Below are 10,039 nucleotides of genomic sequence, written 5' to 3'. Positions count from 1 at the left end.
TGTTGGTTTTTACTGCGGGGGGCGGGGGCCCCTGACCGGGCCCCGGGGCCCCCCGACGCGTCCCCTGGAAGAAGAGGTCTATGCCCCCTGCCAGTTCCCGTCCCGTCGACAATCTCGATGACGACGACTACCCCGCCTACACGATGGGCCGGGCCGCCGAGATGCTCGGCACCACCCCCGCCTTCCTCCGCACCCTGGGCGAACACCGCCTGATAACCCCGCTGCGCTCCGAAGGCGGGCACCGCCGCTATTCCCGCTACCAGTTGCGCATCGCCGCTCGTGCCCGCGAACTCGTCGACCAGGGCACTCCCATCGAGGCCGCCTGCCGCATCGTCATCCTTGAAGACCAGCTCGAAGAAGCCCGGCGCATCAACGAGCAACTGCGCGCTCAGAGCGGCGAGTCACAGCCGGAGACCACGGCCTGATCACAACGCCGGTCGGCAGGCGGACAACACCGACCGCCGGCGAGGGAAGCCGACCGGCATCAAGGCTTCGAGGCGCGCGTTCAGGCCGCCTGGGTGAGTTCGGCGCGGCCGAACAACAGCGCGTAGCCGGTGGGGAGTTGGCGCAGGATGCGGGTGAGCAGTTCGGGGCAGGCCGAGGCGGAGACCGCGGCGAGGACCGAGCCGGTGTCCCAGCGGGTGGTGGCCAGGCTGGCGCCGCTGCGGGTAGCGAGGTCCTTGACGAAGGCCCAGCCGGTCAGCGGCTGGGTGTCGGGGATCTGTTCGGTGAGGATGCGTGCGGCCTCCCAGGGCAGGTGGGCGGCCAGTTCGACGCGTTCCTCGCCGGTCAGCTGGCGTCCGAGTCCCGAAACGACGAGACGCACGGCTTCCTCGGCCTGTTCCCGGGTGGGGTAGGCGCCTTCGTAGCGGACCTTGTCCAGCATCTGCTCGAACGTCATCACGGGCAGGTGCTCACAAGGCGCACGCCGGTCGGACATCACTGCGGTAGTTGCCTTTCTCTCGCTGGGATGCCGGTGCCCGCACGGATGTGCGGACACCGGGAGTGAGGTGGTCAGGTGGGCTGAGGGCGGCCGAAGAGCAGGTCGTAGCCTGCGGGGAGCTGAAGCAGGATTTGCTTGAGGAGGTCGTCACCGGCAGCGTCGGCGACCGTACTGAGGACGGCGCTGACGTCCCAGGCTGCGGTCTGCTCGGTGGCTCCGTCGATCCAGGCCGCCGTCGCCCGCACGAACCGCTCCGGCGGCAGCGGTTCGGCGCTTTGCAGCGGATTGAGCAGGATCAGGGCGAAGCCCTCCGGCAGGCGCGCCGCCAGCTGGGCGCGTACCTCGCCGACCAGGTGTGCGCCGAGCAGGGCGAGGACCACGCGGGCCGCGCGTTCTGCTTCCTGCTCACGTTCGTACTCGCCGCGTTCCTTGACCTGGTCGAGGAACGCTGCGATTCGCAGGGTCACGTCGGCCGCCGCCCTTCTTCGGCTTCGGTGCTCCGGTGGGTGCGGAGGGTGGGTGAGGGGGAGATGCCCGCCCTCCGCTGCTGATCGGTCCCTGTCACCTGCGATCAGCCGGAGATCTCCTTGCGGCCGGATCCGACGCCGATGGAGATCTTGCGGGGCTTGGCACGCTCGGCGATCGGGATGCGCAGGGTGAGCACCCCGGCGTCGTAGTCGGCCGTGATGTGCTCGGTGTCGAGGGTGTCGGCCAGTACGATCTGGCGGGAGAAGACGCCCAGGGGCCGCTCGGAGAGTTCCATCTGCACGTCGTCGCCCTTCGCCACGGGTCGGCGCTCGGCCTTGACGGTCAGCATGTTCCGCTCGACGTCGATGTCGATCGCCTCCGGACTGACGCCCGGCAGGTCGAAGGCCACCACGTACTCCTCACCCTCGCGGTAGGCGTCCATCGCCATCGCGGACGGCCGCGACCAGGTGCCCGGACCCATCATCTGCTGAGCCAGCCGGTCGAGCTCACGGAAGGGGTCGGTGCGCATCAACATCGTGAAACACCTCCAGAAGGTTCGGGCAGTTGCTGCCAATGCGCCTCACTGAAACCGTTGTAACATGTCATCCAATGGATGACAAACACGATGTCATCGAACAGACGACATTCTTGAAGGAGGTGCCCATGGCAGCAGCCGACCACCCGGCTTCTTCCAGCACCGACGGCCGCAGCCCGGCCTCGTTCCTCGCCGCCGCCGCGGCCTTGCACGCTATAGACGACGCTCTGCACGCTGCCCGGCAAGAGACCTCCGACGCCCCCGACGCCGGCCCCGACCCGGAGCAGGCCCTGGCCTCGCTGCTGCTGCTGCGGCAGGTTCGCGAGCAGCTCGCCGGCTGGGAGAACGGCCTGATCGAAACAGCCCGCGCCGCGGGCGCCAGCTGGGCCGACCTCGCCCACCCGCTCGGCGTCGCCAGCCGCCAGGCCGCCGAACGCCGCTACCTGCGAGGCCGGCCCGGCCCCACCGGCGCCACCGGCGAACAACGCGTCCAGGCGACCCGCGAACGCCGCGCCGCCGACCGCGCCCTCACCGCCTGGGCCCGAAACAACGCCGCCGACCTGCGCCGCATCGCCGGTCAGATCACCGCCCTCACCCAACTCCCCGCCGCCGCCCGCGGCCCCGTCAGCCAGCTCGACGCGGCCCTCGCCCAGGACGATCCCGCCGCCCTCGTCCGTCCCCTGAACGCCACTCGCCCCTACCTGACACACCTCCACCCCGACCTCGCCGCCCGACTCGACGCCCTCACCGACACCACCTCCGCCGCCTCCGACTGACTCAGTGCTTCCTTGACCGGTACAGCTGTCGGCGCCGAGAGGGATCTGCTGCCGGGAGGCGCTGTCAGGATGTCCGGGCACGGCGCGGGCGACCGTGACCGGCTGGCTGCGGCACGCCCGCTCCGCACTACCAGTTCTCCAAACAGCTCATAGACGCTCACCTGGGCAGGTCACGTACCACGGCGGACAGCACCGCGAGGATCACGGTGGCCACTGCGATGGCGGCAATCATCGCGCGTCCGTTCCACGACGCCGGCCGCTTCGCCGTGCGTTCATGCACGTCGGCATCGTTGGGGCTATCCGGCTCGGGCGGCAGCCGGTACGCCCCCAGCGAGGCCGCAAAGGGCTCCGCACCAATGTTGTGAGCATCCGCGCACTGCCCACGAATGATCCGGCTCGTAGGCTGCGGCCATGACCGAGAACTGCACCCCGACGCCTCGCGACGCCTTCGAGCTGCTGCTGGCCGGCAACCAGCGCTTCATCGCCGGCACCCCCGAGCACCCCAACCAGGACGCCACCCGCCGCGCCGAGATCGCACCGTCCCAGCAGCCCTTCGCCGTGCTGTTCGGGTGCTCTGACTCCCGGCTGGCCGCCGAGATCATCTTCGACCGCGGCCTGGGCGACCTGTTCGTGGTCCGCACCGCCGGCCACGTCATGGGCCCGGAAGTGCTGGGCAGCATCGAATACGGCGTGGACATCCTGGGCTGCCCACTGGTGATCGTGCTCGGTCACGACTCGTGCGGTGCGGTCGGCGCAGCCTGCGCCGCCCTGGAGGACGGCATGACACCGGCCGGGTACATCCGCGACGTTGTCGAGCGGGTGACCCCCAGCGTGCTGGCCGCACGGGCCGCCGGACGGGTCGAGCCGCAGGAGATCCTCGCCGAGCACATAAGGCACACCGTCGACCTGCTCCTGGACCGCTCCCGAGTCCTCGCCGAGAAGGTGGCCGCAGGCCAGGCCGCCGTGGTCGGCCTGTGCTACCGCCTGGCCGACGGCAGCGCACAACTCGTCGCAGCCAGCGGCCTCGATGCAACGGTCCCTGCCGCATCCTGACCACCCCGGCCGGAGCCGGTCCGTACGGTGCCCGTGCTGGTCACACCGTGGACCGGGGCCCCGCAACGCGGCGGAGCCGGTTGGCGATCGCCAGCCCCAGCCCCTCCTCCGCCGGCAAGGAGGCGACGATGAGGTCGCACCCCTGCTGGTCGAGTTCGCGCAGGAACCCGTACAGCCGGCGCGCGTAGGCAGCGGGAGAGCCGGGAACCGGCACCACGGCATGCGCCTTCACCGCAGTGCCGGCGAAGGCGGGAGGAAGGAACACACCCACCTGGTGCCCCAACTCCTGCGCACCTTCTGCTTCAGCGACGACCTTCTCCGGCTCGACCAGGACGACCCGCGCCCGCGACGCGTAGTGCGACGGATGCTGGCCCGGCACCCGGACCCGGCTCGTCGAAGGAACCGCAAGCGGGCACCCCAGCACCGCTTCGAGGTCCTCGCGCGTCACCCCGCCCGGCCGCAGGACGCTCGGGACCTCGCCCGTGACGTCGACGATGGTCGACTCCACTCCGACCTCGCAGGAGCCGCCGTCCAACACGAAGTCGACAGCATCGCCAAGCTCGGCACGGACGTGGTCTGCCGTGGTGGGGCTGACCGAACCGAAGCGGTTGGCGGACGGCGCCGTGACACCGCCGCCGAAGGCCGACAGCAGCGCAAGTGCAACAGGGCGGTCGGGCACGCGCACGGCGACCGTTTCCAAGCCATCCGTCGCTTCGAGAGGCACGCGGGGACCGCGCCGCAGGACCAGCGTGAGCGGGCCCTGCCAGAAGTGTTCGGCCAGCACGCGCGCGGTTCCGGGCACGTCCTGGACCCAGTCGTCCAGATGCTCCGCGCCGCCGATGTGGACGATCAGCGGGTGGGCGGGCGGACGTCCCTTGACCTGGAAGATGCGCGAGACCGCGGCGAGATCCTCGGCGTTGGCGCCCAGACCGTAGACGGTCTCTGAGCGACAGGGCCTGGTGCGGACAGCAGCTTGCCGGTCCAACACCGGCGCTTGCCACGAGTGCGCCCCGTGCCGGCTGGCCGGGCAGGCGTCAGCGCATCGCGCGATGTGCGTCCGGCGGGGAAGAGGGTGCCGTGGGTGCGGCCGGCAATGATCAGCAGGACGTCGAGATGTCCTGTTTGTACGCATTACGGTTACGGTAAATGTCACGAGATATGCGCGTGCAGAAGAGACGCGTGACGCACCGTACACGGAGCCCCAGAGGGACGACATGGCAGGCGAGACACCTATCCGCAGCGATGACCACTTGCTGACCCCGGACAACGCAGCGGTCGTCGTGATCGACTACCAGCCCGAGCAGATCGGCACGGTCGCTTCCATCGGTCGCGACGAAATGATGCTCAACGCGACAGCCGTCGCCCGCACTGCCACGGCATATCAGCTCCCCCTGGTCCTGACCACCGCCGCAGTCAAGCTCGGCGCCAACACCGGCACCATCGAGGAACTCCGCGAGGCACTGCCGACGATCGATGAGATCGACCGGACGACATTGAACGCCTGGGAAGATCCGGAGTTTCGCTCCGCCGTCGAAGCAACGGGCCGCAAGAAGATCATCATGATGGGGCTATGGACTGAGGTCTGCGTCGCCTTCCCCGCCCTCGACATGCTCCGCGCCGGCTACGACATCTATCCGGTCGCCGACGCCATCGGCGGCGTCAGTCGCGACGCGCATGACCGGGCGCTGCAGCGCATGATCCAGGCAGGTGCCCAACCCGTCACCGCGATCTCGATGGTCGCAGAGCTGCAGCGCGACTGGGGCCGGGCCGGTGCTGACAACCTGCGCAGCATTCTGCGCTGGTACTTCCCCCGTCTTCAGGAAATCCGCGCCGGCGCGTAAGACCGGCAATCGAGACCAGCCGAGCGGAGAGCCACGACCCGCCACCAGACCCCGCTCGCCCGCAGCCTAAGGTGCTCGGCACCAATATCGGCATGATCCGCCGGACAGGCCGTAGCCCCGCCCGGCTGCGCACCATGCTCCAGCACCTGACGAAGACCCTGCACCGCGGCGTCCTCAACGACTGCTTCTACCAGCCCTCCTCCGCCCTCTGCGCGAAGCGGGCCCAGCACACGGGCCGGCCCCTGCCGCTGCCGACCTCGAGGGAATCGTCACCGGAACCCCCGAACACACCAGCGGCGCCCTGACCATCTCCACGCTGTGTAAAGAAGCGGGCGTCTCGCGCGCCACCTACTCCGCTCACCCCTGTCGAAATTCATCACCGGGCTCCTCAAGACACCCGACGCGCCCCGCCCGCAGACCGACGTCCTGACCGCGGACATCGCTCGCCTCAAGAAGGCCGAGCGCACGCTGCGCTCTCAACACGCGGCAGAGCAGCGAGAGGCACGCGCCACCATCGCCGCCTACGCCAACCACATCCAGGCACTGACGCTGGGTAACGCCGAACTCGAAGCGGAGAATGCCGCCCTGCGCGAAGCTCTCCACCAGCCCGGCGGCAACGTAGCCTCTCTCCCCGTGACGTCTTGAAGGCGGTTACCTGGAGGACTGGCGTCAGCTCGGCGGCTGTCAGGACCGGGCGTAGCAACCCTCCGCCTGCCTGCGGCCGGTCTCCGTCAATGTATCGATCGTCGACGCGTCTCGTGCCGAATGGGCGGTCTGCAGGTCACGCCACCCTCCCAACCGGAAGATCACCTACTCAACTGCGAAACCCCAGCCCACGCACAACGTCAAAACGCCCCCACCAACAGCAGACCAGAGGTCTTGGAGTCAGGGTGTGCCCGTGTCGGCCAGGACGAAGTCCGCACGGGCTGATTCGACTCCGTTGATTTGCAGGGAGATCGCGTGAGCTCCGGGGTAGTAGCGGCGGGTCGTGATCGGCCGGAACGAGTGCTCCCGCGCTACTTGGATCTGTTCACCCGGTGCGAGGGCGCGGGTGGTGAGTTTGAAGGTCTTGCCGGTCTGGCCGCCGTTGGCCTTGCGGTGGTGCACGATGTAGTCGATGGCCAGTCGTGCCTCGCTGTCACCGGAGTTGCGGATCGAGGCGGTGAAGTGGACGCTGCCGCCGAGCGGGACGGTGGTGTGGTCGAGGTGAGGTCCGTCGATCTCCACCGCCGCGGGGGCGAAGCCGAGCAGGTCCAGGGCTGCGGGGTGGCCGCGTTTGACGAGTGTGCGCAGCCCGTGGCGCACGAGGCGTTCGGTGGCTGCGTCGGACTCGTCCAGCCAGCGGCGCGCGGTGTTGGCGACGAGGTCGGGGTGGTCCCGGCTGAGGTCGTTGAGATGGTTGGCGACCGAGCGGCGCACGTAGTCGCTCTCGTCGCGGTAGAGGGCGTCGAGGATGGGCACGGTCGCTCCGGGGCGGGCCTGGATGTCCGATACCCGTACCGCCCAGGGAAGGTAGGGGCGGGTCCCCTCGGAGGCGAGCCTGCGCACGTGGGCGTCGGTCGATCCGGTCCAGCCGCTGATGATGTCCAGGGCCCGGTCGAGGTCGTGCCGCAGCAGTGTCCTGATGGCGAACTCCGAGGTGAGACGCCCCGTGAGGTCGGCGAGCAGCGCCATCGCATCGTCGAAGGCGGCGGTGCTGTCTTCCTGGACCGCACGGGTGGCGATCGCGCTGGTGACCGGCCAGATCAGCCATCCGGTGAAGTCTGCGGTGTTGTCCCGGGCGGTGCGTACGGTCCGGGCCAGCGCGGCGTAGTCGCCGGGCAGGTCCGCCAGCAGGGCATCGCGCAGCAGGTCGGCGCGTTCCCGGAGGGACAGCGGGGTGATCTGGCGTGGCGCTGCGCGCAGTGATGCGAGGTCGGCGTCCGGGGCGGCGGTCTCAACGGCGCGTAGAAGGCTTTCGGCGGCGTGGCGGCCGATGAGCTCGTCGGCGGATGGCATGCGGTCTCTTTCGTCATATGGGTTGGTGCAGCACGGTGGTGAGCTGCAGGCTGACGCTACTGCGGCCGATCGTGGCCTGGACGGGTGTGTTCGCCGTCTCGCCGGTGATACCGGCGGCCCGACGTATCGCCCAGAGTCGTTCTCACCGAGTGGCGAGCTGCTACTTGCATACGATCGCGAGGTTGAAGTCGTTCGTGTCCAGCGCGGCCGACACCGTGAAGATCAGTACCCCGTACATTTCCGCCCCGCGCGCACTACGGATGCCGCCGAGGTCCAGGATCGCCCCGTCGGGCCAGCCGACCTCGCGCAGCAGAGCCTTGACGGTCTCCTTGGCGTCGGCGTCCTCACCCGCGACGAAGACATTGTACTCACCGGGGATCCGGCTCGGGTCGACCATGATGTCAGCGGGCATGATGTTCAGCGACTTCACAACACGTGTCTCGGGGAAGGCGCGCTGGATCTGCTCGGCGAGACTGTCGGTGTTCGCCACCGTCAGAGTGGGCGGCATGCCCTGCGACAGGTCGAGCGGCATCGCGATGTCCAGGAGCACCTTCCCGGACAGGTTCTCAGCGCCCACCGCATCGAGCGCGCTCAGGGTGGTGGCACCCTGGGTGGCTTTCACGATGACTTCCCCGTGGGCGCCCGCGTCGGCGAACGGCACCAGCCGCACGGCCGGGTGCGCCTGCTGCCACTGGGCGAAGGGCACGTTGCCCAGCAAGTCAGACTCGGTGCGCGCACGGGTCTGCTCCACATCACGCGTGCCGATGAGCACGTCGTGGCCGAGCGTGCTCAGCTGGCCCGCGATGGCACGGCCGACCATGCCCGTGCCCAGAACTGCGATCTTCAAGGTGATCCCTAAAAATGGTCGACGGTCCGAGAGGACCGGGTGTGGCTGATGACGGTTTGCCGTACGCCCGCGTCGGCGTTCGGCGGACGTGGGCGAACGACGGGCCTCAGGTACTCGGCGGCTGGGAGATGGGGCCGCGCCGCAGGGTGTGGCGGCTGTTACGAGGAGCGGTCCTGCGGCCATCCCTGTGCGTCGAATACAGCGATGGGGTCCAGGTAGTCGCGCCAGTGCGTCACCTTGCGGTCCTTGATGGTCACGACGGAGACGAAGCGGTTGTCGTAGGGCCGTCCCGTCACCACCGATGTGCCGTGGACTTCGTACTTCAGGACGACCGTCGAGGTCTTGGGGTCGTGGTGGACGCGGAGATTGTCCGCGCTGCGCAGCGTGATGTGACTCTGTCGGGAATCTTGAGGTTCGGGGTCATTTACCCTGCCTCCACCACAGGGGCTGGGGTAGTCCTCGTTTGTCGAGGTACTGCTGGAACGCCGTGGGCGGGCGCGGCCGGTAGGGGCCGCCGGCGGGTTCTTGAAGGCTCAGCCGCTCGACGTTGATCGCGAGTGCGGTCAGGACGTGCTGGACGTGCGTCTTCGCGAGGCCGCGGTAGCGGCACCGGCGTCCGCGGTGGCCGTCCACGAACTCCTCGATGCTGCCCTCGGCCCCCGAGCGCAGCCCGTAGAGCCGGCGCCAGCCCGGATCCTTGCTGGTCGGCGCGGTTCTTGACCTGGAGTTCGTGCAGGCGGCGGGTCGGGAAGTACAGGCTGCGAAACGCTCCCGGCGTGCACTTGGCCTGTTCGGGGCAGCGGCCGCACTGGCGGGCGTCGAACCGGACCGTCACCGAGGTCGGCTTCTGCACCGGAAGGTCCTTCCAGTTGCCGCTGACCTGCCCGTTGGGGCAGGTGACCTCGCGCCGGTCGAAGTCGATGATGAAGTTCTCCCGGCCGAAGCCGTCGCCGGCCCGGTGCTGCGGGGTGGTGCTGGGCGGAAGCGGCCCGATGAGGGTGACGCGGTGCAGTCGGGCGGCGTCGTCCATGCCGGCGACGGAGGTGCAGCCGCCGTCGACCAGACGCTGCCGGGCAGCAGCCGCAGCCGCCGGAGGCGGGCATGGATGCCGGGCAGGGCCTGGCTGTCCGCGCCGGAGACGGCGGTGGCCACGTCGGTGATGACGTTGACGCGCTTGGCGTCGCAAGTCTCGGTCACGTGCACGAGGTAGCCGGTCCAGCGGGTGTCGCCGCGCCGCGTCCAGCGGGCCTCGGTCTCATGCGGCGACTCGATCCGCACCCGCGACGGCGGCCGGCCATCGCGCTCGGTGCGCGGCCGGAACCTGCCGCGCCCGTCGACCAGGAAGTGCTGCACCAGGATCTGCCGGAGCACCTCGGCCTGCGCCGGGAGGGCGCTGCCGGGGAAGCGGACATGGAGGCGCCCGAGCAGTTCGCGAGCGTCGGCGCCCACCTGGGCGAGCCGGGCGACGGGATGGCTGGGCTGGGACCACAGGCGCACCGGCCGCCCATAGCGCTCCGCCCACTCGGCGGCAACCAGCTCGTCCATCACCTCCGGCGCGTGGTGGGCCATGGCCTCCAA

General features: G+C 69.5%; 15 protein-coding genes and 1 pseudogene. 5 read left to right on the top strand and 11 right to left on the bottom strand.

From position 1 onward, the window contains the following. Window positions 1-80 precede the first annotated feature (80 nt). The gene (locus ACH47Z_RS44640; protein WP_399085560.1) at window positions 81-425 is read left to right on the top strand and encodes a MerR family transcriptional regulator; all 345 of its coding nucleotides are present in this window, start codon (window positions 81-83) and stop codon (window positions 423-425) included. An 80-nt stretch (window positions 426-505) separates the two neighbouring features. On the opposite strand, the gene ACH47Z_RS44635 is transcribed toward ACH47Z_RS44640, so the two are convergent. From ACH47Z_RS44635 to ACH47Z_RS44625, 3 genes are all read right to left on the bottom strand, one after another. Further along, complete coding sequence (locus tag ACH47Z_RS44635; RefSeq protein WP_399085557.1) at window positions 506-901, bottom strand: DUF2267 domain-containing protein; 396 nt, start codon at window positions 899-901, stop codon at window positions 506-508. Window positions 902-1,014: 113 nt separating this feature from the next. Beyond that, the gene (locus ACH47Z_RS44630) at window positions 1,015-1,410 is read right to left on the bottom strand and encodes a DUF2267 domain-containing protein (protein ID WP_399085554.1); all 396 of its coding nucleotides are present in this window, start codon (window positions 1,408-1,410) and stop codon (window positions 1,015-1,017) included. A 104-nt stretch (window positions 1,411-1,514) separates the two neighbouring features. Continuing rightward, the gene (locus ACH47Z_RS44625) at window positions 1,515-1,946 is read right to left on the bottom strand and encodes an Hsp20/alpha crystallin family protein (RefSeq protein WP_399085552.1); all 432 of its coding nucleotides are present in this window, start codon (window positions 1,944-1,946) and stop codon (window positions 1,515-1,517) included. A gap of 128 nt (window positions 1,947-2,074) precedes the next feature. Between ACH47Z_RS44625 and ACH47Z_RS44620 the strand changes: the two genes are divergently transcribed. Further along, window positions 2,075-2,722 carry a type III effector protein gene (locus tag ACH47Z_RS44620; RefSeq protein WP_399085550.1) on the top strand — a complete coding sequence of 216 codons (648 nt, stop codon included), beginning with the start codon at window positions 2,075-2,077 and terminating at the stop codon, window positions 2,720-2,722. Between the two features lie 157 nt (window positions 2,723-2,879). Here the strand turns inward: ACH47Z_RS44620 and ACH47Z_RS44615 are convergent, their stop codons facing one another. Continuing rightward, window positions 2,880-3,002, bottom strand: coding sequence for a hypothetical protein (locus tag ACH47Z_RS44615; protein WP_399085547.1), 123 nt, complete (start codon window positions 3,000-3,002; stop codon window positions 2,880-2,882). 131 nt (window positions 3,003-3,133) lie between these two features. Between ACH47Z_RS44615 and ACH47Z_RS44610 the strand changes: the two genes are divergently transcribed. After that, on the top strand, window positions 3,134-3,775 hold the full coding sequence (locus ACH47Z_RS44610) for a carbonic anhydrase (RefSeq protein ID WP_399085544.1): 642 nt from the start codon (window positions 3,134-3,136) through the stop codon (window positions 3,773-3,775). 40 nt (window positions 3,776-3,815) lie between these two features. Here ACH47Z_RS44610 and ACH47Z_RS44605 read toward each other — a convergent pair whose 3' ends face one another. Next, a complete protein-coding gene (locus ACH47Z_RS44605; protein WP_399085541.1) occupies window positions 3,816-4,763 on the bottom strand; it encodes an L-threonylcarbamoyladenylate synthase in 948 nt (315 codons plus the stop codon). Window positions 4,764-4,989: 226 nt separating this feature from the next. Here ACH47Z_RS44605 and ACH47Z_RS44600 point away from each other — a divergent pair, with 226 nt between their 5' ends. Both ACH47Z_RS44600 and ACH47Z_RS44595 read left to right on the top strand, forming a co-directional pair. Further along, on the top strand, window positions 4,990-5,616 hold the full coding sequence (locus tag ACH47Z_RS44600; RefSeq protein WP_399085538.1) for an isochorismatase family protein: 627 nt from the start codon (window positions 4,990-4,992) through the stop codon (window positions 5,614-5,616). Window positions 5,617-5,708: 92 nt separating this feature from the next. Then, a complete protein-coding gene (locus tag ACH47Z_RS44595; RefSeq protein ID WP_399085535.1) occupies window positions 5,709-5,921 on the top strand; it encodes a hypothetical protein in 213 nt (70 codons plus the stop codon). A 52-nt stretch (window positions 5,922-5,973) separates the two neighbouring features. Here ACH47Z_RS44595 and ACH47Z_RS44590 read toward each other — a convergent pair whose 3' ends face one another. The 6 genes and pseudogenes from ACH47Z_RS44590 to ACH47Z_RS44565 all read right to left on the bottom strand — a co-directional run bounded on the left by ACH47Z_RS44590 (window position 5,974) and on the right by ACH47Z_RS44565 (window position 10,030). Beyond that, complete coding sequence (locus ACH47Z_RS44590) at window positions 5,974-6,219, bottom strand: hypothetical protein (protein WP_399085532.1); 246 nt, start codon at window positions 6,217-6,219, stop codon at window positions 5,974-5,976. 282 nt (window positions 6,220-6,501) lie between these two features. Next, complete coding sequence (locus tag ACH47Z_RS44585) at window positions 6,502-7,614, bottom strand: DNA alkylation repair protein (protein ID WP_399085529.1); 1,113 nt, start codon at window positions 7,612-7,614, stop codon at window positions 6,502-6,504. A gap of 160 nt (window positions 7,615-7,774) precedes the next feature. Next, window positions 7,775-8,461: an NADPH-dependent F420 reductase gene (locus ACH47Z_RS44580; RefSeq protein ID WP_399085526.1), complete on the bottom strand. Its 687-nt coding sequence runs from the start codon at window positions 8,459-8,461 to the stop codon at window positions 7,775-7,777. Between the two features lie 158 nt (window positions 8,462-8,619). After that, window positions 8,620-8,757, bottom strand: coding sequence for a nuclear transport factor 2 family protein (locus ACH47Z_RS44575; RefSeq protein WP_399085523.1), 138 nt, complete (start codon window positions 8,755-8,757; stop codon window positions 8,620-8,622). A gap of 124 nt (window positions 8,758-8,881) precedes the next feature. Further along, window positions 8,882-9,184, bottom strand: a pseudogene (locus ACH47Z_RS44570) (transposase); the annotation flags it as partial. Window positions 9,185-9,292: 108 nt separating this feature from the next. After that, the gene (locus ACH47Z_RS44565; protein WP_399085520.1) at window positions 9,293-10,030 is read right to left on the bottom strand and encodes a hypothetical protein; all 738 of its coding nucleotides are present in this window, start codon (window positions 10,028-10,030) and stop codon (window positions 9,293-9,295) included. Between the last annotated feature and the right edge of the window lie 9 nt (window positions 10,031-10,039).

Origin of the sequence: Streptomyces sp. NPDC020192 (assembly GCF_044388685.1) — a bacterium.
Lineage (GTDB): Bacteria > Actinomycetota > Actinomycetes > Streptomycetales > Streptomycetaceae > Streptomyces.
Note: the sequence above shows the minus strand (reverse complement) of the source record. Positions and strands in the feature narration are given on the sequence as shown.